Below are 22,796 nucleotides of genomic sequence, written 5' to 3' on the forward strand. Positions count from 1 at the left end.
ACTGCACTAGAAGTCCCGCGACAGCTTGACCTGTTCGAGTTCCTTAGCCAGCGAGCGCTTGAACATCTGCGGACCCGCAAAGCTGTACAGCACAAAGGCCAGCCAGGCCCACTGAATAGCCTGAGACAACAAAGGCTGGCCGTGCTGACCAAAGAAAATCACCGCGACCCGATAGACGACAAACATCGCCAACAGCACCACTATCGAACGCGTTGGCCCCATATCTGACATCCACGAGTTGTAGCGCCACCACAGACCCAACAGCGGATTGCTGCGCGCCTTAACCGCAGAGATGAGATAGAGCGCAGCCACATCGTTGGCATCTTCGCCTAGCGCCCAGATGGCGTGCTCACGCGCAGCCTGTACCTTGCCACGACGTAGCAAGAGATGCCCAAGGGTGACGATTGCACCGCTGTGGCTGGCATTTTGCTGCAACGCCTGACGGGCGAAATGCTCTGATTTATCCACTTCACCGTTGCGCCGATAGAACTCCGCGAGCTCGGCAAGACAGTCTGGATCGTCGGGCGCCAACTCCAGCGCACGCTGCAAAAACGGCAGTTGCTGCTGTGCGCGCTTGCCCATCAAATCAAGCAGATTGGCCTGGGCCAACTGATAGCGAACCTCAAGCGGATTGATCTCCAGCACCTGATCCAGATGGCGCTGCGCCAGGCTGAACTTGCGCCGCGCCATGGCCACACGAGCCGCCACGTAATGGGCGAATTCGGATTGCGCGTCACCGGCCAGCGCCAGGGCTACTTCGCGCTCCGCCGCCACCGCGCGACGGGTTTCCAACAAGCACAGCGCCAACAGAGCGTGGGCCTCGGCATGCTCTGGCTCATCGCTCAGTAACTGACGCAGGCAATTGATGGCCCCTTCCACCTGGCCGCTATTCAGACGCTGGTACGCCTGACTCAACAAGTAAGAGTCGTTCATCAGTTCATCACCAGATGCCAGAGGGTAAAGGGCAACAGGTTCAGCACCATGCCGCGCAAGGCAAAGGCCCCCAATAACGCCACCGGCAAACCGAAGCGATTGAGCACGCCACCGTAGTACTGATAAAGCTCGATGGTTCTGCTTTGTAGGAGAAACAGCACATAGCCAATGATCAGTTTCCACACCACCAACACCAGCAAGGCGTAAGGCAACAGCTCCCTGGAAACAATCAGCCCGCTCTCCCACAGATAGAGCAAAGCGAAGGCCAGGGCCAGGCTACCCAGCAGGCCGATCAACGCCACGATTGCTTCACGCACGCGGGTCGGGCTACCCACAGCAATGCCGTTGAAAACAAACCAGGGCAGCCCCAGCCACGCACCACCCATCATCAAGCCCAGCAATGGCCACAACGGTTCCACAGCGAATTTCGCCAAGGTTCCAGGGCGCGGTTCATCGTCGATCCGATACATCGCTCGCTCGCCCATCAACGCCCCTTGCCATGTTGTTCAAGAAACTTCAGCACTTCGTCGTACTGCCCGCCTTCGTTGGCGTAGCGCGCGTAGTTCCGCGCGGTCGTCAGCCATTCCACGGTGGTGGCGCGCACTTCTTTCAGTGCGGCCTTGAGGTGGCGGTCGGTGATCGGTTGCTCGCGGCCTTCGTTAATGGATTCCTCGATGGCTTCGTCGACAGCGGTTTCCACCAGCTCACGCAAATCGGCGCCGGAGAAACCCGCGGTGTTCTTGGCCAGGAAGTCGTAGTCGATCTCGCCCTCGGTGGGCCGCTCCGCCATCATCAGGCGCAGCATATTGGCGCGCGCCGGGCGATCCGGTGGCGGCACAAACAGCACGCGATCAAAACGACCCGGACGGCGGAACGCGGCGTCCACCGACCAGGGCACGTTGGTCGCAGCTAGGATCAGAACGCCATGATTGGTCTGCGCGAAGCCATCCATTTCGGTCAGAAACTGGCTGACCAACTTTGACGACGTCGCCTCACGGGCGTTGGTTCGTTTGCCACCCAAGGCTTCCACTTCGTCGAAAAACAGCACCGCCGGCGCCTTGGCCCGCGCCTCTTCAAAGAGGGCGTGCAGCTTGCGTTCGGACTCGCCGATGTACATATCCAGCACATCCGAAATCGCCACGTTGATAAACGTGGCTTTGCACTCGCCGGCCGTGGCACGCGCCAGCATAGTCTTGCCGCAACCGGGCGGCCCGTAGAGCAAAATGCCGCCGCCGACGCGCTTGCGAAACCTCTGAAACAGCCCCGGTTTCTGGTACGGCAGAATGATTTTTTTATGGATGGTTTTCTTCAACTCATCCAGCCCGCCGACGTCGTCAAACGTCAGGGTTTCCAGCTCGGGCGCCAGCAGGCGGGTGGTTTCGCTTTTCTCCGTGTCGTCGTTGGAGATCACCCGCAAACGCGGCCGCCCTTCGCCGCCGGGAAAGTCCACCACCTGCGCGCTGAGGCGACGCTGCAGGTTGACGTCTTCCAACGCCGGGTTGGCCTGCACCGCCGCGCGGTATTCCTGCAGGCCTTCGTCACGCCGCTGCAAATCGCCCAGCGCCTGGGCGCGCAGCAGTTGCGCCTCGGGGGTGGGTTGCGGCACCAGCAGCAACACTCGCTCAGCCTCACCAGCGCCCAGGCACAGGCGCGCGGCCAGCAGGCGCAAGGCCTCGGCGTCGCTGCGTTGCTCCAGGCCAGCCGGCAATTTGCCCAGGCCACGTGCCCATTCACTGCGGTCGATACAGGCCTGCAGCACCAGCACCAGCAGCGCCTCATTGTCCGGAGACAGGCTTAACGCCGTCTCCAACTGCACCAGCGTCGCGTCATCCATATAGCGCAATAGCTCCATCGGGAAAGTAGTGGCATACCGCGCGCGGCGCGGCGTCTCTGATTGCGGCGGTTCTTATTGCGGGGCTTCCGGGCGCTCAACATCCACCCAGGCAAATTTATTCGGGTCGATACGGCTTTCCTGGTCCATGCGGTAGGCCACCAGCTTGCCGTAGAGCACGGCGCTGTAGTCCAGGCACGCCAGGTTCGGGCGGATTGGTGCCGGGCGACCTTTGCGCCAGTAGTGGCCGACGAACAGCGGCGGCTCCTTCGGCCCATAGCGCAGCAGTTCGGTTTTTTCCGCCGCGCTCAGCGGTGTGCGCGCCACCTGCTCGGGCAAGGCGTCCGGCTGAAACACGATGTCACCGTAGGTTTGCGGGTCCTCTTCCCAGAACTTGGTACGAAAGAAGGCGCGGGTAAAACCGTCGTCGCCGGTCAGCGTCAGGCCATCGGGCAAGCGCATGCCGGTGCCGCGCAGCAGCCGGTTGAACACCTGGCTGGCAAAACTGCCCGGCGCTGCGGCGGCCTGCAGAAACGGCTCATCCACCCGGCCATCGGCATACAGCGCGCGCAACGAGTCGATCAAACCGGCATCCCAACAGGCATGCACCACACGGAAATGGCCGGCATCGATGAACAGCGGCAATTCATAGAACCAGCCGAGAAACTCGCGCCACTCATCCGGGTACGCCTCGAACTGCTCCAGGCTTTGCTTGATCAACCGGGCGTTGCGCGGCGAGTGCTCACGGACAAACTGCCGACCGCTGCCCGGCAGCGCGGGGGTGTTCCAGCACAGCGCGTCGAACTCATGGTTGCCCATGATGCACAGCGCCTGCTGCGCTTCGACCATGCCATAGACGATATGCAGCGCCTCACGGATGCGCGGTCCACGGTCGACGATATCGCCGAGAAACAGCGCCATGCGCCGTGGGTGGCGCCAGACGCCAGCCTGCTGACGGTAGCCAAGCATGTCCAGCAAGCGCTCGAGAGTGTGCGCACAACCGTGTACATCACCGATCAAGTCATAGCCGCGAGCCGGGTCGAGCAGCATCAATCGCTCCCGCCACCGAGCCGGCTGCCCCAACCCAGTTTGGTTCGGCAGACCTCGTAATAATTGTGCTCCAGCGGGTGAATCAGGCAGAGCTTCTGCGGCTTCTTGCTGACCGTGATGGTGTCGCCGGGCGCACAGGTGAAGTGGTTCTGCCCATCGCAGGAAACCTGCGGGTAGATCTGCATGTCCTTGGCCACGACGATTTTCAGCTCGCTGTTGCCGTCCACCACGATGGGGCGGCTGGACAGGGTGTGCGGGTACATCGGCACGATGACGATGGCATCCAGCTTGGGGTGCATGATCGGCCCGCCAGCCGACAGCGCATAGGCGGTCGAGCCGGTGGGCGTGGCGACGATCAGGCCGTCGGCCTTCTGGCTGCAGACGAACTGGCCGTCGATATACAGCTCGAATTCGATCATCCGCGTAGATTTACCGGGGTGCAGCACCACGTCGTTGAGGGCGTCACCCTGGCCGATCGTTTCGGCATGCCGGCGCACTTCAGCCTCCAGCAGAAAACGGTTTTCCACCAGGTACTTGCCGTCGAGCACCGCGGCGACCTTGACCTCCAACTCATCCGGCAGGATATCGGTGAGAAAGCCCAGGCTGCCACGGTTGATCCCCAGCACCGGCACCTTGTGCTGCGCCAGGGCCCGCGCGGCGCCGAGCAGGCTGCCGTCGCCGCCGACCACGATCACCAGGTCGCAGGCTTCGCCCAGGCTCTTGCGCGACGACGTCTGCAAGCCGTGGCCGGGCAACACCTCGGCGATGGTGTCCTCGAGGATCACGTGCAACTGGCGCTCGAGCAGGAATTTCTTCAGCCGGCGAATGGTGTCGAGCACCTGCGAGCTACCCAAGCGACCGATAATGCCGATATTGCGAAATTGCTCCATGGGGCTCCTACGGGGCACGGGGACAGTCAAGATAGGCCGATTATGGGCGAAAGCCGCCGACAGCGGCAAACCAGTGCTGCACTCCAGTGGCTCGGTGCGGGCCAAGCGCGTGGATTCCGCCCGCGAGTGCGAGCGGGCAGCCGCCGCGCGGCATGACGAAAGCGGCTGGCCGCCCCTCTGCATAGCGGCCGCAACGCCTTTTCCCCTTGACAGGCGCTATGCTCGCAACATGATGCCTTTCGCCATGCTTGCCGACCTGCCCCACCGATTGCACCAGCCCCAGGTGCGCGACTTGGCCTGGGTGTTGCTCGCCCCACCGCTGCTCAGCAGCAGCCCATGGCCGCAGCGCCATCCGTTGAGTGCCAGCGCCTGGGCCGCTGCACCGGAAAAACTGGCCGACTGGCTGCACACCCTGGACCGCAACAGCGTTGCGCTCGAAGCCTGGCTGGCACAGCATTCGGTGCGACGCCTGGGCCTGTACTACGAGCGGCTTTGGCAATTCGCCCTGGAGGCGGCCCCGGGCATCGTGCTGCTGGCGTCCAACCTGCCGATCCGCCAGGCCGGGCATACCCTGGGCGAACTGGACCTGCTGCTGCGCGATGACGAGGGCGTGCATCACCTGGAGCTGGCGATCAAGCTCTACCTCGGCCCCCAATGCGGCGATGGCACTGCCGCCATGCACTGGCTCGGCCCTGGCAGCCATGATCGCCTGGATCTCAAGCTGAGCCATCTGTGCCAGCACCAACTCCCCCTCTCCGCCCGCCCCGAAGCGCAGGCCGTGCTGGCCGAGTTTGGCATCACGCAGCTCCAGGCCGACCTCTGGCTCGGCGGTTACCTGTTCTACCCCTGGCCCGGAAAAAGTGTGGCCCCGCACGGCGCCCACCCGCAACATTTGCGTGGCAGCTGGCTGCACCGCCGCGACTGGCCGGCCTTTCTCGCCGCCAGCGCCGACGGGCGCTGGCAACCGATACCGCGACAGACCTGGCTGGCGCCGGCGCGCGTGGCCCATGCGGATATCTGGACAACGCTGGAGCTGACGCAATGGCTGACACAACTGGACGAGCATGCGCCAGCTCAGTTGCTGGTCAGATTCAGCGAGAATTCAGCGGGAAGCTGGGAAGAAGCCGAGCGCTTATTTCTGGTCGCAGACCACTGGCCGCACCACGGCGGCGCCGGCAAAGCCCCGCTGTAGGCCTCGCCGCCAGCGGTTCTGAGCCCCCGGACGGCGCGCTGGGTAAACGCCTTAGCGGCTGCGTTCGGTGCGCCCGCCGGAGCGGGCCAGGTAGCCCGAACCACTTTCGCAGAGCAGGCCATCGCGCAGCACCGCCGGCAAAGCATCCAAACCGTCGCGCAAGGCATACACGGTGAAGCCCAGCTGTGACAGGAGGAACACGGCACTGGCGCTGCGTTTACCGCTGTCGCAGTAGCACAGGTAAGTGCGCGCCTTGTCCAACAACCGCGCCTTCAGGCGCAGCAACTGCAGCGGCATGTTCAGCGACTCGAGGGCGTGGGCGCGCTCATACTCCTCTTGCAGCCGCACATCCAGCCACTGCGCGCCACCCGACAGCAGCCGCGCCGCCTCACCGAACGACACCTCGTCGACCACCGGCGCCTTGAGCAAGACGAAGAAGTCCTGGCGATCCAGGCGCAAGACCACGCCATCCTCCAGCATGGTCACGGTGGCATTGCGTGGCCGGTCGGCCAGCAGCGCCTCCTCACCGAAACAGGCACCGACCTCCAGCTCAGCCAGCACCTGATGCTCGCTGCCCTCGCTGCGAATCACCTCGGCGCGGCCGCTGTTGAGGAAGAAGCAGCAATCGCCCACCTCACCCTCGCGCAACACCGTGCTCCCGGCTGGCAATTCGATGCGCTGCAAACGTTCGAGCATGGCCCGCACATTCGGCGACGGCACCTTGGCGAAGAGGGGGTTGGCCAGCAATTGCTCGAGCCATTCCACATCCGCGCCGGCCTGCCCCAGCTCCAGCAGCAGGTCCTGATAGGCCAGGCGCCAGGTCAACAAGCGGCTCAGGGTCGCGCTGTCCAGCCTCAGCAGGCTGACATCGGTCAGCGCCCGGGCTTCATGCAAGCGCGGCAGGCTGGGCGACAACGGGTGACAGCTGGCTTCAGTGCCCGCCACCAGGCGCTCCTGCTGCCCATCGACAGCCGTCAGCAGCAGCTCGCCCGCCAGCAGGTAATGGGTCTGCCGCGCCTGATCGCCCTGGCGGAACAGCAATTGACCGGCAAGCAGGGGTTGCGGCACCAACTGGGCGCGCAGCTCACGCCACTGCTGCTCGGACAGCACGTTGAGCGGCGTCAGGCTGCGCAGTTGTTCGGGATTCAGCGGGTCACTCATGAAAATTTCCAGACTCCACAGCTCGGCGCTCAATGTCGCCGAGCACAGGTTCAGCCACATCGCGCAAATGCAGCGGTTCGCTGTTCATGGCCAAAGTGCTCATGCCGGCGGCCCTGCGCCCTTGCAAACCGCCCGTATGGACGAAGAGCAGGCGCGTGCCAGGGGCAAAGTAACCGGCCTCGACCTGCTGGCGCAATGCCATTAATGCTTTCCCGGTATATAACGGTTCCAGCGGCACCCCACGGCCCGCCTCGTGCTCAAGCATGAAGCCCGTCAACGCGGCATCGACCTTGGCAAACCCGCCGCGGCAGGCATCCAGCAGGTGATAACCGCTGTCGGCCACGCCGGCCTGGGACAGAATCGTCTGCACCTGCTGCGCCACACCATGGTCACCCGGCACCGCCATGGCACCGAATACCGGATGCTCGCCCGCCTCCGCCAACACCAGGCCGGCCAGCGTGGTGCCCGTGCCAACGGCCAGCCACCAGCCGTCGTAACCTGCCCAGCCGATCGCCGCCAACTGCTCGCGCGCCTGCCTCAGCAGCACCGCGCAACCCAGCGCCCCCGGCAAGCCGCCGCCACCCTCCGGCACGGCATGCAAGGCCGGATAACGTGCCTGCCACTCGTCCCAGAATTGCGGCCGATGCCTGGCGCGATAACCGCCGTAGCCGAGCCAGTGCAGCTGCATGCCCCAGGCCTGCAGATCGCGCACGGTCGGGGTGTCTTGTGCTTCACCACGGAGCAAGCCGACAGTCGGGAAACCGAAGCGTTTGCCTGCTGCCGCCAAGGCATGCAGGTGATTGGAGTGCGCCCCGCCCAGGCTGATCAACCCATCGGCACCGGCAGCCGCGGCGGCGGACAGGTGTTCGGTCAGCTTGAACCATTTGTTACCGCTGATCAGTGCATCGATGCGGTCGAGGCGCAGCACCGCCAGCTCGACGCCAGCCAGCGTCAGCCAATCGAGCGGCAAAAGCTCCAATGGCGCCCTTGGCGCCCAGTGCGGAACAACGAGAGACAAGGCTTAGCTGACAGTGCGCAGGCGGTTGCTGGCCTTGTGCCGCGCACAGCAATCGGAATCGCCGGCGACGAACCGGCTGGGGCTGTCCACCCGGTCGATCGGCATGGCGCAGCGCTCGCCACCGGGCAAGCTCGCCTCGCAGGTCGAGGTCTGGTAATGCGCCAGCCACTGGCGGTACTGCGTCTCGGAAACGAAGCTCTTGGCCGCGGCGTAAGCCAGCGGATTGTCCTGATAACGGGCGATATCCTGCAGCGGGATCGTCAGGTGGCCGGCGCCCGGGTGATAAACCACGAACACCACGCCGAGCTTGGCCAGACGCTCGAGAATCTGCTCACCGCCCTGGCTGGCGAAGGCGTCACGCTCACGCTTGAGACGCTCGATCTCCTGTTGCTGCTGCGTGTCCAGTTCATTGCGGTAGGCCAGCTCGACATCGCGAATGGCGATCTGTTCTTTGTACTCCACCACCGCCGAGGCGATTCTGGCTTGCAGCTCGGCGTCGAACTGGGTGCGCAGAATATCGTTCTCGGTGCGGCCATGGCGCTCGACGGCGCGCAATTGCTGAGTCATTTCCTCGCGGCTTTTCTGAAAGCCATCGGCTTGCGCAGCCAATTGCGCCTTGAGGCTGGCATTGAGCTCTTCCTGCTGGCGCAATGCCTGGTGCAGGCCATGGATCCGTACCTGCAGCGTTTTACTTTCCTCGGCGCTGGCCAGCTTGAGCTTGGCCAACTCCTCTTCGTGTCGCTGGCCCTGGCTGGTGATGCGCAGACGCTGCTGTTTGATCAGTTGCGCGGTTTTCAGGCGGTGCTCATGATCGATTTTCTCCGCCAGCTTCGCGGCGTCTTCCCTGGCTGTATCCGGCGCGTGCCATTTGTCCTCGGAGGCCATGTTCAGGCGCTCGAGGGCGACCGACTGCGCCGAGTCATCCTCGACCAGCAAACCCAGCTGATTACGCTTGGCCGCATCGCGCAGCAGCACCAGATCGTTCTGCCCTGGCGCCAGGTTCGGGTCCCACAGGTGCATCTGATGCCAGGACACCGGGCACTGGCTGCGGCACGCCAAACGGATCGGCCCGGCGCCGAGATCCGGCCCCCGCCCCGAGCGCTCGGCCAGGTGCCGCAAAGGGATGTTCCAGCCGCTGTCGGGCGAACCTTTTTCGTCGAAATCCAGGTAGAAGAACACCACCGCCCGCACCAGCAAGCGCGGGTTGATCAGCACATAGGCGACGCGCATCTGCTGATCGGTGAACTCCGGCATGTTGACGATGCCATCGAGCAGGGCCTCAAATTCAGGAAAGAGCATTTCCTTGCAGATGCCGCGCTCATTGAAGAACATCACGGCTTCCACCATCTGCGGCTTGATCTGCATGCTCATCGGTTTCCCTCTAGGCCAACACGGTGATAGTCCGCTTGGGCGGGTGGCGCTCGTGTCAGATTGCGCGCAATCGGCACAATCAGGCGCTATCGCGTATTTTCGACAAGTCTAGGGGAAAAAGGACCAAGGGCAATGTGACTGGGTTGGCAGTCGCCCACCGTGGCACGCGAGCGAACCAGCGGCGGAGCGAAAGTGTGATGGGTTTGGTGCAACGCCTCAGGTTGTTGCGGCCGCCAGGAACGGCGCCAGCCGACGCCCCATTTCCTCACCGAGAGCCTGCAGGCCGCTCATGGGCCGAATCATCACTTCGAAATCGATGATTTTGCCTTGCGCATCGAACTGAATCAGGTCGATGCCCTTGAGCTGACGCTCACCGACGTGGGCGCTGAACTCCAGCATCACGCTCGAACCGTCGGCGCTGAACAGCTGCCGATGGTAAGTAAAGTCCTCGAACACCTGCACCACCGTATTGAGGATCATCGAAACCACAGGCGCACCGTTGTAAGGCGTGTACGCCATCGGCGAACGAAACACCGCTTGCGGATGCAGCAAACCAGGCAGAGCGCGCAGATCTTTGCTCTCGAGCATGGCATGCCAGTGTTCCAGGGTAAGGGCGACAGCGGGGCTGGGCGATAGAGCCGGCATAAACGTACTCCTTGGGAAAACCTGCGGAACAAAGCGCAAACCGTCCCGCCCGCTTCACGGACAAGACGGTTTACTCAGAACGCCTTAAAGCTCGGCAGCCAGGCGCGAACCCTGGTTGATCGCGCGCTTGGCATCCAGCTCGGCCGCCACATCGGCGCCGCCGATCAGGTGCACCTGCTGCCCTGCGGCGAGCAGGTCGTCCTGCAACTCACGCAGCGGGTCCTGGCCGGCGCAGATGATCACGGTATCCACCGCCAACACCTGCGGCTCACCCTCGGCGATGCGGATATGCAGGCCCGCGTCGTCGATCTTCAGGTACTCGACGCTGTTGAGCATCTGCACCTGCTTGTTCTTCAGCCCGGCGCGATGAATCCAACCGGTGGTCTTACCCAAGCCGTCGCCGACCTTGGATTTCTTGCGCTGCAGCAGGAACACCTCACGGGCCGGCGCATGGGGCTCAGCCTGGATACCGGCGACACCGCCGCGCGCCTCCAGATCGGCGTCGATGCCCCACTCCTTCCAGAACGCGTCGCGGTTCTGACTGGTGGCCTGGCCCTGATGCACGATGAACTCGGAGACATCGAAGCCGATACCACCGGCACCGATCACCGCCACTTTTTGCCCGACCGCTTTGCGCTCGAGGATGGCATCCAGGTAGCTGATCACTTTCGGGCTGTCGACGCCGGGAATGGCTGGCGTGCGCGGCGCGATACCGGTGGCCAGGATGATCTCGTCGAAACCGCCCGCAGCCAGCTCGACGGCATTCACCCGAGTGTTCAAGCGCAGGTCGACGCCGGTGGTTTCCAGCTTGCGCTTGAAGTAGCGCAGGGTTTCGAAGAACTCTTCCTTGCCCGGCACGCGCTTGGCCACGTTGAACTGGCCGCCGATTTCGCTGGCGGAGTCGAACAGGGTCACCTGGTGGCCACGCTCGGCCGCCACGGTGGCAGCCGACAACCCGGCAGGGCCGGCACCGACCACGGCGATCCTTTTCACCTGGGTGGTCGGGATGTAGTTCAGCTCGGTCTCATGGCAGGCGCGCGGGTTGACCAGGCAACTGGTCAGCTTGCCACCAAAGGTGTGGTCCAGGCAGGCCTGGTTGCAGCCGATGCAGGTATTGATCTCGTCGCTGCGGCCTTCGGCGGCCTTGTTGACGAAGTCCGGGTCGGCGAGGAACGGCCGCGCCATGGACACCATGTCGGCATCGCCTTCGGCCAGTACCTGTTCGGCGACTTCCGGGGTGTTGATGCGGTTGGTGGTGATCAGCGGAATGCCGACTTCGCCACGCAGCTTGGCGGTGACCTTGGTGAACGCGGCACGCGGCACCTTGGTGGCGATGGTCGGGATACGCGCTTCATGCCAGCCGATACCCGTATTGATAAGAGTGGCGCCGGCCTTCTCGATAGCCTTGGCCAGCAGCACGATCTCGTCCCAGGTGCTGCCACCTTCCACCAGATCGAGCATCGACAGGCGATAGATGATGATGAAGTTCGGCCCGACCGCCTCGCGCACGCGGCGGACGATTTCCACCGGCAGGCGCATGCGATTCTCGTAGCTGCCGCCCCAACGGTCGGTACGCTGGTTGGTGTGCGCAGCGAGGAACTGGTTAATGAAATAACCTTCCGAGCCCATGATCTCGACGCCGTCGTACTCGGCCACCTGGGCCAGGCTGGAACAGGTGACGAAATCCTCGATCTGCTTCTCGATACCCTCCTCGTCCAGCTCCTGGGGCTTGAACGGGTTAATCGGCGCCTGGATCGCGCTCGGCGCCACCGACTTCGGGCTGTAGGCATAACGGCCGGCATGCAGGATCTGCATGCAGATCTTACCGCCCGCCTCGTGCACCGCCTGGGTGACGATCTTGTGCTTTTGCGCCTCTTCCTCGGTGGTCAGCTTGGCCGCGCCGGAATACACCCCACCCTCGGCGTTCGGGCCGATACCGCCGGTCACCATCAGGCCAACGCCACCGCGGGCACGTTCGGCGAAGTAGGCCGCCATGCGTTCGAAGCCACCCGGTTTCTCTTCCAGGCCGGTGTGCATCGAACCCATCAAGGTGCGGTTGCGCAGAGTGGTGAAACCCAGGTCAAGCGGGGCCAACAGGTGCGGAAAGTGAGCGGCGGTCATAGGTGCTCCACGACAAGCAGTGTATTCACGGAATGTCGCCGCCTCGGTGCCGGTTATTGCCGGCGCTGGGCAGCGATCAGTTATGCAGCAGACGATAAAGAGCTACCGAACCCCACTCAATGATCCAAAGTTACAAGTTATTGATCAAAACGCGCAGCGCGACTTGGCAAGCCAAGCACCGCGCCCTACCCTAGAGGCCGAATCCCGCACACATTTATCCCATGCGCAAACTACTCAGCTTCGCCGCCCTCACCCTCCTGATCGCCACCATCAGCGCCTACGCCATGTGGACCGAGCTGCGTCCGCGTGGCCATTACCTGTCCGACCTGCGCAGCCAGGTCGCGCTCAACCAGGGCCAACCCGGTGAACGCGGCAACCTGCTGGGCATCCAGCCGGAACTGTTTTCCGGCGACTACCAGAGCGTCGACCTGCTGCGCCTGAAACTCGCCGCCTACCTGGAAAAGGCCCGCGACGAAGGCTTGCTCAACCACAAGACCATCGCCGTACTGCCGGAGCACGTCGGCACCTGGCTGGTCGCCAGCGGCGAAAAACCCGAGGTCTATCAGGCCAAAACCATCGAGGACGCGATGGCCTGGCTGGCTGCCAGCCATCCGCTGCAATTCGTGCGCGCGCTGGTTTCCGCGCAAGGCGAGGATCGTGTGGCCGATGCCTTATTCCGCATGAAGGGCCAGGCCATGGCCCGCGACTACCAAACCCTGTTCGGCGGCCTGGCCAAAGAGTTCGGCATCACCCTGGTGGCCGGCTCGATCGTGCTGCCGGAGCCCAGCGTGGTGAACGGCACCCTGACGGTCGGCGGCGGCCCGCTGTACAACGTCAGCCTGGTGTTCGGCAGCGATGGCGCACCGCTTGGCCAGCCGCAGCGCAAAAGTTTCCCGATTCGCGACGAGCAGGGTTTCACCGCCGCTGCGCCGAGCACTGCGCTGCAGGTCCTGGATACACCCGCCGGGCGTCTGGGCGTACTGATCTGCGCCGACAGCTGGTACCCGGCGGCTTATGCCCAGTTGGCCAGCAGCGGTGTCGAGCTATTGGCCGTGCCGGCGTTTATCACCGGCAACGGCCATTGGTCCAAGCCCTGGAACGGCTATAACGGCCGCGCGACGCCCAGCGACGTCAGCCTGAAACCCGGCGAACTGAGCGAAGGCGAAGCCTGGCAACGTCTGGCCATGCCCGCCCGCCTCTCCAGCAGCGGTGCCCGGGCGGGCATCACCGTATTCATGCGCGGCCAGTTGTGGGACCTGGGCAGCGATGGCCAAAGCCTGCTCGCCACTCCCGACCAACACAGCCTGGCGGGCGACGGCCACGGCGCCCGCCTGCTCAACCTCTGGCTGTAGGCCGATGAAACCCACGCGCGTCCGGCTCGGCGACCTCTCGGTCGGCTTCGTCCACAGCCTGGCCGAGTCCATACGCGCACGCGGGCAAGACCCCGCACCGCTACTCGAACAATACGGCCTGGATGCCGCACGTCTGGCCGAGCCACGCGCCAGGCTGTCAATCCCGCGCTATATGCGCCTCGGGCACGCCGCGATCCAACTGACGGGCGACCCCGGCCTTGGCCTGGCGATGGGCCAGCTGAACCGCCTCAGCCAGGTCGGCCTGGCAGGCGTCACTGCCGCACAAGCCCCGACCGTGCGCGAAGCCGCCCGCGCCCTGATTCGTTTTGAACCGCTGTACGCCTACAACTATCGTGGCCAGTCGAGCCTGCACGAGGATGCGCAAGGCGCCTGGTTGCGCTTTTATTCGATCAACCCGTACAACGCCTACAACCGCTTTGTCGTCGACTCGGTACTGGCCAGTTGGGCCTGCCAACTCAGCGCCCTGGCCGGGCAAAGGTTGCGCGTGGAAAAGGTCGACATCGAGTTCCCGGCACCCAGCTATGCCGAGCGTTACGCCGAAGTCTTCGGCTGCCCGCTGGAGTTCGCTGCCAGCGCCAACCAACTGCGCCTGAACCAGGCGAACCTGGCCCTGCGCAACCCCGAGCATTGCCCGAGCACCTGGCGTCATCTGTTGGAAATTTGCGAACGCGAACTGGAGCAACTGACCCGCACCCGCAGCCTGCGCGAGCGCATCAGCCAATTGCTCGGCCCGCTGTTGCATGGGCGCGAGCCCGATCTGGAAGAGGTGGCGGCACGCCTGCAACTGCCCACCTGGACGCTGCGGCGCAAGCTGGCGGAGGAAGGCACGCAATACCGCGCCATCCTCAACGACACCCGCCGCGATCTGGCAATGGCCTATATCCGCGACACCGAGCTGGCCTTTGGCGAGATCGCCTATCTATTGGGCTTCGCCTCGGCGGAAGCCTTTCAGCGCGCCTTCAAACGCTGGAGTGGGCAAACCCCTGGCGAGTTCCGCCGCGCACAACGGCAAGCCAGCTAGGGCGTCACAGCTCAGTGGCGTCTTCCGCGAGTTCGGCGGGATCTTCCTGCTCGCCTGCGCGGCATTCGAGGAGCTCTTCTTGATAATCGTCCATTGCATCCACCTCTCGATCTGAATATATCGGTCTAAAAAAGACCTACGAAGCAGATTAAAGATCCCAGATGAACAACAGATGAAACAAAAATCGCAGGCAATAAAAAACCCCAGGTTTTGCAACCTGGGGTTTTCTAATATGGCGCAGCGGACGGGACTCGAACCCGCGACCCCCGGCGTGACAGGCCGGTATTCTAACCGACTGAACTACCGCTGCGTGTCGGTTGGACTTGCGTCCAATGGAACTCTTTTAAGCTTCTGACCAGCTCCGCCCGTTAGGGCTTCACTCGTCTCAGGCCGACCTAAATCGAACCTGGGAAATATGGCGCAGCGGACGGGACTCGAACCCGCGACCCCCGGCGTGACAGGCCGGTATTCTAACCGACTGAACTACCGCTGCGCGTCGGTGGACTTGCGTCCGAAAAATCTCACAAGAGTGGTGGGTGATGACGGGATCGAACCGCCGACCCTCTGCTTGTAAGGCAGATGCTCTCCCAGCTGAGCTAATCACCCGCTGCTTGCGAGGCGCGAAATCTACGCGGGAGACGCACCTAAGTCAACACCCTACATAGAGTTTTTCTTCAAAGGGGGATTTATCTCGACAACCTTCGGGTTTGTCCCAGGCTGCCCGCACGACCGCCGACCCTGCTCGCAGCACCCGTTCAATGCGCTACACGCAAGGTCAGGCGTGCGCTGGCCCGCCCTTCTTCAGCACGATCCAATGCCGCCTCATCGATGCGCACGCCCTGCCCTTCGAGCCAGGCAAACCAGCGCAGTAACTGAGCGAATGGCGCCGGCTGCAGGCTGACCTGCAAGCCGCCATCGCCCTCGCTGTCCAGGCGCTCCACCGCCAAGCTCTGCTGGGCCGCGCTGGCGGTGACCAGCCCCTGCAGGTTCGCGGGGTCCAGGCTGACCGTGGGTTTGCTCGACAGCGCACGGGCCAGGGGCGCTCGCGCCTGCAGATAGGCATTCAGCTCACGCTGCTGCTCGAACGCGCTGCGCGCGGCGATCAGCCGTTGCTCGGCCGGGCGCCAGACGCTCAGATAAAGCAGCACCGCCAGCAGAAAAAACGCCAGCAGGCTCAACGCCAAGCGCTCGCGCGGAACCAGTGCACGCCAGCGCTGCACCAGCACGGAACGCTCCAGCTGCGCCGAGAACGATTTTTTCATCAGGCTCGAATCGCTCATCCCCGACCTCCAATGACCAGGCGGGCACTCACCCCAGCCGCTTCACGGCTGGCCGAGCCCATTTGTACCGCCAACCCGGCCGCCGCCAGGCGCTCGCGCAGCCGCTCCAACGCGTCGAACCCCGGCGCCTGCACCTGCAAGGCCAAGTCGCCGCGGCTGTCACTGAAGTCCAGTTGTTGCACGCGCACCTGCGCGCCTTCGGCTACCAGCGCGGCAGTGGCCTGGGCGAGCAGCCCGAGCAAACGACTCTGCCCGCCTGTACCGCCTTCGGCCAGATGCTGGTCGAACTGCCTACGCAGATTGACCAGCTTGCTGTCCTGCGGAAACAGCTCGCGATAAAGCGCGGCATTGGACGCGGCATAGGCCTCGCTCTGGCGCTGCAAATGCCAGCCCTGGGCCAGATTGAAGCCCCACTGCAGCAGCAGCCACAGGCCCACCAGGCCCAGTAGCGGGCGCCAACGCAGCCAGGCCTGGCCCGATTCGCGCAAGGCGAATTCGCCTTGCGCCAGGTTGCAGCCCGCAGTCTGGCCGGCCAACCAAAGATGTAGATCCGCCTCACGCCGACACTCGACCACCCCGGCCGGCAGCGCCTGCTCGGCTGGTGCATACGCCATGTGCGGCAGTGGACAGAGCGGCGCCAGCGCCGGCCAATCCTCACCGGTCAGCGCCATGCGAGTCGGCGTGGCGCCACCGAGCAGCCAGCGCTCATCCAGCCAGAGCAATTGCGTACCCTGCGCCGGCAGCAGATCGGCATCGACCTGAATTCGCGCCGGCGGGCTCTCCCCGCACAACGTCAACCACTCCGCCAGCCAACTGCGGCGCACGGCAAACACACGGTGGCGTCCGTCGGCCAATTGCTCGCCCAAGGCCAGATGCAGCTGCTCAACCTCCTCGGCCAGCAACTCCTCGACCGCAAACGGCAAGGCCTGACGCATCCAGCGGGCCTTCTGCGTCGGTAATTGCACGACGCAACTGGTCACCACCTCCACCGGCAGCACCAGGCGCCAAGGCGCATCCAGCCCTGCCACTGCCGCGGCGAAGTCCAGTTGCAAGCACTCCCCCGCCTGCACGAGGCACACCTCAAGCGCAGGATCGGCACCCGCGCAGGCGGCCGGAGGAAGGAAGATAGACACCTGGCTCATTGAGCGGACTCCTCGATAGACATTGGCCCGCCGCTGGCAACTTGCCGTGAACCCGCCTGCCCCAAATCACGGGCCAGCACCCGCACGCGGCCATCTTCAGCACGTTGCACGCTGCTCACCAGTACTTGACGACGATCAACCACGCGCACCTCGCTGACCACCTGAAAATAATGACTGCCCACGGCCAAGCCCTGCCCCTGTATACCCAACCCCGCCAATGCCGGCTGACCAAGGAAACTTTCCAGGCTGGCAAAGCCCTCATTCCCACGGGCCGCCAGCAGACCCTGCGCCGCGCTTGGGGTCAAGCCATCCGCGAGGCTCGACAACACCACGGCACTGGCAGTATTGACGTTCAACGTGGCATCCGCCGGCAAAGCGCTGACATAGGGCAGCAAGCGCCGGTAATCCGCCTCATTCATATCCAACAGCAACCGCAGCTCGGAAACATCGCCGAGCAACTGGTTAGCCGCGCGATAGGCGGGCTTTGCCAACAGATACTGATTGTCTTCCGCGCCATAGGCACCGCTCGACTCCTGATCGGCATCCAGCCAGTCCTGCAGGCGCTCGGCATAGGGCTGCTCGATCTCCAGGCGCAGCAACAGGCGGCGAAACTGCGCCACGGCCGCTTCATTGGCCTTGCCCCCGCGCACCAGGCCGTTGAGATTGAAGCGCCCACTCGGGTCCTCGATCCGCACGCGCAATTCGCCACCTTCATCCAGGGCAAAGGCCGGCAGCGGACGTGCCCACGCCTCCCCCCAGTGATCCACCGGCTGACGCGGATCGCCCTGGCGCAGATCGCGCAGCAACACCGCCTTCGCCAAGGTTTCGCCACCCAGGGCGTAATGCCAGGCCTGGCGCACATTCAACAGGTTGGCACTGCTGCGAATGGCCAACTGCTGGCGCGCGATCAGCCCGGCACAGACCACCGTCACCACGGCCACCACCAGCAGCACCGTGATCAAGGCCACGCCCCGTTCGCGCCTCATGTGCCGCCCTCGGCTTCCGGTGCGGGCGGCTCGCCACCCTCGGGGGATTGCTGAGTGGCATCCTTGGGTAGATCCGGCAAACGCAGAACCCGGCGCAACTCACCATAACGGCGATGCTCCAGCACCAGCTCAACGGCTCTGGGCAACTGTCGCAGCCGATCGTCCTGGCTGCCCTCGGCTGGCGGCCAGTTGCTCAACCAACGCCCCTCACGGTCGAGGTAACGCACGGCGAACCGAGTGACACCATCCAGCGCCTGCTGCACTTGTGGCTGGCTATCCTGGGCCTGATCCAATACCGTCCAGTAACGCCGCTGCCACTGCTCGCCACTCAATTCCCAGCGCACCCGCTGCAAGCGCGAACGGGATGCCCCCAGAGGGTTGCGCCAGCCCGTGCGGGTGAATTCCAGCGCCGACAGCTGGCCATCCTCGCCGCGCAAAGCGGCTTGCGGCTCACCGAACGGATCGCGCACCGGGCGCGCCACCACTTGCAGCACGTCGCGCTCGAAAGCGGCCACGGCGCGGATCAGCTCGCGCAGTTGTTGTTCCTGAATACGCGTCGCCGTATCGGTGCGCAACACGCTGTCGAGCATGCGGTAAGTGCCCAGCCCCAGCAGGGCAAAGATGGCGATGGCGATCAGCAGCTCCAGCAAGGTGAAGCCCGCACAGCGCCTCATGGTTCAACGCCGAGGAAGCCGGTCAGGCTCACGACCGCACGCTCCTTGAGCTCGCCACGGGCACCGCGCTCGGCGTCCGGCGCCACCCAGAGCGTGACCCGGCGCATTGTCGGCTCGCTGGTGGACTCGATCAGGCTGAGCCATTCCCAGCGGCGCCCGGCGAAGTCCAACCGCCCTTGCACGCGACCATCGGCCGGCGGCGTTTCGGCCAGTTGCAGCTCGCTCAAGCGGTTATCGGCAATCCACATGGCCAGGGTCTTGTCCTCCAGCCGCGCGGCCGTCTGCAGGCTGCGCGAACTGGCGGTCAGCACGCTGGCCGCGACCATGGCGAAAATCGCCAGGGCGACCAGCACCTCGAGCAGGGTAAAGCCGCCGGCGCGTTTCATCCGGCCCGCCCCTTGCGGGCCTCAACCTCGACCTTGGGCAACCGGAAGCCATCGCTGGACATCTGCAGGCGCAGGCCATCCTTGCGCCGCTCGGCCAGTTGCAGGCGAAACGCGCTGAGTTCGCCACTGGAGAGAATCAGCAACTGCGGGGGCTGGTTTTCAGCTTTTTTATCCTTATCCGCGACCGGCGCCGGCAGGTTCAAGGCTTCGCCATCCAGCTCGAAACTCAGCACCGCCCAACCCGGCAAACGATGCGGCGCCTTATCCAGCGCCAACCACTTACCGCTGCTTTCGTCATAGCGCAGAACTTGATAGGCCTCGGGGCTCAGCAGCAGGCCATATTCGCGGTTATCCAGCACCGCTTCATCCGCCAACACGCCTATCAGGCCACTCAGGCGCTGCGCCTCGTTGCTCAATTCCCGCGCGGGCCCGGCAACCCCAGTGCTGAGCACGGCCAGGCCGACCAGGCTGCCGAGGATCACCAGCACCACGAGCAGCTCGATCAGGGTGAAGCCGCGCGTGCGCTTCATCGCGGCTTACAGGTCCCAGTTGCCGATATCGGCATCGTGATCGGTGCCACCTTCCTTGCCATCGGCGCCCAGGGAATACAGATCGAAAGGCCCCTTGCTGCCTGGCGCCAGGTATTGATAAGGGTTGCCCCACGGGTCGATCGGCATGCGCTTGAGGTAGCCGTCCTGGTTCCAATTCTTCGCCGGTGGGTTGCCGCTGGGCTTTTTCACCAGGGCTTCGAGCCCTTGCTGGGTATTGGGGTAGGCCTGGTTGTCCAGCTTGTACATGTCCAGCGCGGCGGAAATGGCTTTGACATCACCCTTGGCCACCGTGACCTTGGCCTGATCCGGGCGGCTCATCACCTGCGGCACGATCAAGGCCGCGAGAATCCCGAGGATCACCACCACCACCATGATTTCGATCAGGGTAAATCCCTGTTGCTTGCGCACGTCCTTCACTTGCTTACCCCACCAGTTGGTTCAACGACAAAATCGGCAGGAGGATGGCCAGCACGATCAACAGCACCACCACCCCCATGAACACCAGCATGAATGGCTCGAACAGACCGACCAGCAAGGCGACCTGCGCACCCAGATCATTCTCCTGATTGCGGGCGGTACGGGCGAGCATCTGGTCCAGCTCGCCGGAACGCTCACCACTGGCAATCATATGCAGCATCATCGGCGGAAACTGCCCACTGGCCTCCAGTGCGCGGGTCAGGCTGCCACCCTCACGGACCTTCTGCGCGGCCAGCAGCACCTCGGCGCGAATCACCCGGTTGGCGATCACCTGGGCGCCAATGCCGAGGGCATCGACCAGCGGCACGCCACTCTGGGTGAGTATCGCCAAGGTCGAGGCGAAGCGCGCGCAGTCGGTCGCCCGCACCAGCCGCCCAACCAGAGGCACTCGCAACAACACGCCATGCCAACGCTGTTTGACCTGTTCGTCGCGCAACGCCCAGCGCAGGCCAAAGCCACCAACAAACACCACCACCACCAGCAACCAGCCCCAGCTTTTAACCAGGTCACTGAGCGCGATCAAACCGCGGGTCAGGGCCGGCAAGGTCTGCCCGGAGTCGACAAACACACGCACCACATCCGGCACCACGTAGCCCAGCAGAAAGGCGACGATGATCAGCGAGGTGACCATCAGGATCAGCGGATAGAGCAAGGCCAGCTGGATCTTCTGCCGCGACTGCTGGCGCTGCTCGGTGTAATCGGCCAGTTGTTCCAGCACCGGCCCCAGATGCCCGGCGTGCTCGCCGGCGGCCACCGTGGCGCGATACAACTCGGGAAATGCCGCAGGAAATTCTTTCAGGCTGGCGGCCAGGCCATGGCCTTCCAGCACCCTGGCGCGCACGGCGAGCAGCATCGCCTCGATACGCGGCGCGGTGGACTGCGCAGCGGCAGCGCGCAGGGCTTCCTCGATCGGTAACGAGGCCTGAATCAGGGTGGCCAACTGCCGGGTCACGAGCGCCAGATCGCGTGCGGAAAGCCCGCGCACGAAGCTGAAATGCCCATCATTGCTGGCTTGCTCGCGGGTGCGGGTAGCCTTCACATCCAGCGGCGCCAGCTGTCGATCACGCAGCATCTGCCGCACCTGGCGCGCGCTGTCAGCCTCCAGCACGCCTTTCTGCTGGCGGCCTTTGGCGTCGAGGGCGAGGTATTCGAAAGCGGCCATCAGTCTTCCCGCGTCACGCGCAGCACTTCTTCGAGGGTCGTAATGCCCTCCAGCACCTTGCGCCGGCCATCCTCACGGATGCTCGGCCCAAAGCTGCGGGCATGCTGGATCATCTCCTGCTCGGCCGCACCGCTGTGCACCAGGGTGCGCAGGTGATCATCGAACACCACCAGCTCATAGATGCCGGTACGTCCGCGATAGCCCAGTTGCTTGCACTCGGGGCAGCCACGGGCATGCTGGATCAAGGGCGGCTGCGCGCTGTCGGCCCCCAGCAGCGCACACTCCGCGGCATCAGCGGGGCTGGCCTCCTTGCAATGCGGGCAAAGCACGCGCACCAGGCGCTGGGCCAACACCCCGAGCAAGGACGAGGACAACAGGAACGGCTCGACCCCCATATCGACCAGCCGGGTGATGGCGCCGATGGCGCTGTTGGTGTGCAGGGTGGAAAGCACCAGGTGCCCGGTCAGCGAGGCCTGCACGGCGATCTGCGCGGTTTCCTGGTCGCGAATCTCGCCGACCATCACCACGTCCGGGTCCTGGCGCAATATCGCGCGCAGGCCACGGGCGAAGGTCATGTCGACCTTGGGGTTGACCTGAGTTTGGCCGATGCCCTCCAGGTGATATTCGATCGGGTCTTCGACCGTGAGAATGTTCCGCGTACGGTCATTCAGGCTGACCAGGCTGGCGTACAGCGTGGTGGTCTTGCCCGAACCGGTGGGACCGGTGACCAGCAGGATACCGTGAGGCTTACGCACGGTTTCTTCCATCAACCGACGATCGCGCGTGGACATGCCCAGGTGCTGCAGCGTCAGGCGCCCGGCCTGCTTGTCGAGCAAACGCAACACCACCCGCTCGCCATTGGCCGAGGGCAAGGTGGACACCCGGATATCCACTTCGCGCCCCCCCACCCGCAGCGAAATCCGCCCATCCTGGGGCACCCGTTTTTCGGCGATATCCAGCCGCGCCATGACCTTGATCCGCGACACCAACAGCGCCGCCAGCTCACGCTTGGGCTCGAGGACTTCACGCAGGATACCGTCGACGCGGAAACGCACCACCAGGCGCTTCTCGAAAGTTTCCAGGTGGATATCGGAGGCGTTCTCCTTGATCGCCTCGCCGAGAATGGCGTTGATCAGGCGAATGATCGGTGCGTCATCCTCCTGCTCGAGCAAGTCCTCGGTTTCCGGGACCTGCTCGGCCAAGGCAGCCAAGTCCATGCTGCCGCCGATATCTTCGGCCAGTTGCATGGAAGCGGAGTCATGCTGGTAGGCATTGGCCAACGCCAGCTCGAACGCATCGGCCGAGAGCGCGCGCAGGGGCAAGCGCCGACCGGCGAAGCGCTGGGCCTCGGCCAGGGCCACCAGCTCGACCGCCGGACGATGCCCCAGGCACGTCTGCTCGGCTTCCACCAACAACACCACACCATGGCGCCTGGCGAAGCTGAATGGCAAACGGCGCAGAGGCGCCTGGGCAGGGAGAGCGTTCATATTCGATCAGACCTTCAAACGGTAATCTTCAGCAAGTATCACAGG

At 64.1% G+C, this 22,796-nt stretch carries 22 protein-coding genes and 3 tRNA genes; 3 read left to right on the forward strand and 22 right to left on the reverse strand.

Features of this window, described 5'->3' with window-relative positions:
- Window positions 1–6: 6 nt before the first annotated feature.
- From AC3IYG_RS14995 to AC3IYG_RS15015, 5 genes are all read right to left on the reverse strand, one after another.
- Window positions 7–933 (reverse strand): tetratricopeptide repeat protein, encoded by a 927-nt coding sequence (locus AC3IYG_RS14995; RefSeq protein ID WP_489309679.1) that lies wholly within the window; start codon window positions 931–933, stop codon window positions 7–9.
- Window positions 933–1,418: a hypothetical protein gene (locus AC3IYG_RS15000; protein WP_489309681.1), complete on the reverse strand. Its 486-nt coding sequence runs from the start codon at window positions 1,416–1,418 to the stop codon at window positions 933–935. Before AC3IYG_RS15000 ends, AC3IYG_RS14995 begins: the two co-directional genes overlap by 1 nt.
- Window positions 1,418–2,767, reverse strand: a complete 1,350-nt coding sequence (locus AC3IYG_RS15005; protein ID WP_489309682.1) for an ATP-binding protein — start codon at window positions 2,765–2,767, stop codon at window positions 1,418–1,420. The genes AC3IYG_RS15000 and AC3IYG_RS15005 overlap by 1 nt, the downstream gene beginning before the upstream one ends.
- 72 nt (window positions 2,768–2,839) lie before the next feature.
- Window positions 2,840–3,811, reverse strand: a complete 972-nt coding sequence (locus AC3IYG_RS15010) for a metallophosphoesterase (protein ID WP_489313921.1) — start codon at window positions 3,809–3,811, stop codon at window positions 2,840–2,842.
- Between the two features lie 2 nt (window positions 3,812–3,813).
- A complete protein-coding gene (locus AC3IYG_RS15015; RefSeq protein WP_489309684.1) occupies window positions 3,814–4,704 on the reverse strand; it encodes an NAD(+) kinase in 891 nt (296 codons plus the stop codon).
- 229 nt (window positions 4,705–4,933) lie between these two features.
- Here AC3IYG_RS15015 and AC3IYG_RS15020 point away from each other — a divergent pair, with 229 nt between their 5' ends.
- A complete protein-coding gene (locus AC3IYG_RS15020) occupies window positions 4,934–5,896 on the forward strand; it encodes a DUF1853 family protein (RefSeq protein WP_489309686.1) in 963 nt (320 codons plus the stop codon).
- A gap of 51 nt (window positions 5,897–5,947) precedes the next feature.
- Here AC3IYG_RS15020 and AC3IYG_RS15025 read toward each other — a convergent pair whose 3' ends face one another.
- From AC3IYG_RS15025 to AC3IYG_RS15045, 5 genes are all read right to left on the reverse strand, one after another.
- Window positions 5,948–7,057, reverse strand: a complete 1,110-nt coding sequence (locus AC3IYG_RS15025; RefSeq protein ID WP_489309688.1) for a cyclic nucleotide-binding domain-containing protein — start codon at window positions 7,055–7,057, stop codon at window positions 5,948–5,950.
- Complete coding sequence (locus AC3IYG_RS15030) at window positions 7,050–8,036, reverse strand: 1-aminocyclopropane-1-carboxylate deaminase/D-cysteine desulfhydrase (RefSeq protein ID WP_489309690.1); 987 nt, start codon at window positions 8,034–8,036, stop codon at window positions 7,050–7,052. The genes AC3IYG_RS15025 and AC3IYG_RS15030 overlap by 8 nt, the downstream gene beginning before the upstream one ends.
- A gap of 42 nt (window positions 8,037–8,078) precedes the next feature.
- Window positions 8,079–9,446 (reverse strand): chromosome partitioning protein ParA, encoded by a 1,368-nt coding sequence (locus AC3IYG_RS15035; protein ID WP_489309692.1) that lies wholly within the window; start codon window positions 9,444–9,446, stop codon window positions 8,079–8,081.
- 216 nt (window positions 9,447–9,662) lie between these two features.
- Complete coding sequence (locus tag AC3IYG_RS15040) at window positions 9,663–10,091, reverse strand: nuclear transport factor 2 family protein (protein ID WP_489309694.1); 429 nt, start codon at window positions 10,089–10,091, stop codon at window positions 9,663–9,665.
- A gap of 84 nt (window positions 10,092–10,175) precedes the next feature.
- Entirely contained in the window at window positions 10,176–12,212 is a 2,037-nt protein-coding gene (locus AC3IYG_RS15045) for an oxidoreductase (RefSeq protein ID WP_489309696.1), read from the reverse strand.
- Between the two features lie 221 nt (window positions 12,213–12,433).
- On the opposite strand from AC3IYG_RS15045, the gene AC3IYG_RS15050 reads away from it, so the two are divergent.
- Window positions 12,434–13,564: a carbon-nitrogen hydrolase family protein gene (locus AC3IYG_RS15050; RefSeq protein WP_489309698.1), complete on the forward strand. Its 1,131-nt coding sequence runs from the start codon at window positions 12,434–12,436 to the stop codon at window positions 13,562–13,564.
- Between the two features lie 4 nt (window positions 13,565–13,568).
- Complete coding sequence (locus tag AC3IYG_RS15055; protein WP_489309700.1) at window positions 13,569–14,606, forward strand: AraC family transcriptional regulator; 1,038 nt, start codon at window positions 13,569–13,571, stop codon at window positions 14,604–14,606.
- A gap of 233 nt (window positions 14,607–14,839) precedes the next feature.
- On the opposite strand, the gene AC3IYG_RS15060 is transcribed toward AC3IYG_RS15055, so the two are convergent.
- The 12 genes from AC3IYG_RS15060 to gspE all read right to left on the reverse strand — a co-directional run bounded on the left by AC3IYG_RS15060 (window position 14,840) and on the right by gspE (window position 22,751).
- A tRNA-Asp gene (locus AC3IYG_RS15060) sits at window positions 14,840–14,916 on the reverse strand.
- Window positions 14,917–15,022: 106 nt separating this feature from the next.
- Window positions 15,023–15,099: transfer RNA gene (locus AC3IYG_RS15065), tRNA-Asp, on the reverse strand.
- A gap of 37 nt (window positions 15,100–15,136) precedes the next feature.
- Window positions 15,137–15,212 (reverse strand) — tRNA-Val (locus tag AC3IYG_RS15070).
- A 149-nt stretch (window positions 15,213–15,361) separates the two neighbouring features.
- Entirely contained in the window at window positions 15,362–15,886 is a 525-nt protein-coding gene (locus AC3IYG_RS15075) for a type II secretion system protein M (RefSeq protein ID WP_489309702.1), read from the reverse strand.
- The gene (gene gspL / locus AC3IYG_RS15080) at window positions 15,883–17,028 is read right to left on the reverse strand and encodes a type II secretion system protein GspL (protein WP_489309704.1); all 1,146 of its coding nucleotides are present in this window, start codon (window positions 17,026–17,028) and stop codon (window positions 15,883–15,885) included. The genes AC3IYG_RS15075 and gspL overlap by 4 nt, the downstream gene beginning before the upstream one ends.
- Window positions 17,025–18,014, reverse strand: a complete 990-nt coding sequence (gspK, locus tag AC3IYG_RS15085) for a type II secretion system minor pseudopilin GspK (protein ID WP_489309705.1) — start codon at window positions 18,012–18,014, stop codon at window positions 17,025–17,027. The genes gspL and gspK overlap by 4 nt, the downstream gene beginning before the upstream one ends.
- Window positions 18,011–18,688, reverse strand: a complete 678-nt coding sequence (gspJ, locus tag AC3IYG_RS15090; RefSeq protein ID WP_489309707.1) for a type II secretion system minor pseudopilin GspJ — start codon at window positions 18,686–18,688, stop codon at window positions 18,011–18,013. Before gspJ ends, gspK begins: the two co-directional genes overlap by 4 nt.
- Window positions 18,685–19,074 (reverse strand): type II secretion system minor pseudopilin GspI, encoded by a 390-nt coding sequence (gene gspI, locus AC3IYG_RS15095; protein WP_489309709.1) that lies wholly within the window; start codon window positions 19,072–19,074, stop codon window positions 18,685–18,687. The genes gspJ and gspI overlap by 4 nt, the downstream gene beginning before the upstream one ends.
- Window positions 19,071–19,604: a type II secretion system minor pseudopilin GspH gene (gene gspH, locus AC3IYG_RS15100; RefSeq protein ID WP_489309711.1), complete on the reverse strand. Its 534-nt coding sequence runs from the start codon at window positions 19,602–19,604 to the stop codon at window positions 19,071–19,073. Before gspH ends, gspI begins: the two co-directional genes overlap by 4 nt.
- Before the next feature lie 6 nt (window positions 19,605–19,610).
- Window positions 19,611–20,042, reverse strand: a complete 432-nt coding sequence (gspG, locus tag AC3IYG_RS15105; RefSeq protein WP_489332109.1) for a type II secretion system major pseudopilin GspG — start codon at window positions 20,040–20,042, stop codon at window positions 19,611–19,613.
- A gap of 4 nt (window positions 20,043–20,046) precedes the next feature.
- A complete protein-coding gene (gene xcpS, locus AC3IYG_RS15110) occupies window positions 20,047–21,264 on the reverse strand; it encodes a GspF family T2SS innner membrane protein variant XcpS (protein WP_489309713.1) in 1,218 nt (405 codons plus the stop codon).
- Complete coding sequence (gspE, locus tag AC3IYG_RS15115) at window positions 21,264–22,751, reverse strand: type II secretion system ATPase GspE (RefSeq protein WP_489309715.1); 1,488 nt, start codon at window positions 22,749–22,751, stop codon at window positions 21,264–21,266. Before gspE ends, xcpS begins: the two co-directional genes overlap by 1 nt.
- Between the last annotated feature and the right edge of the window lie 45 nt (window positions 22,752–22,796).

Source organism: Pseudomonas sp. KH_027 (genome assembly GCF_057838565.1).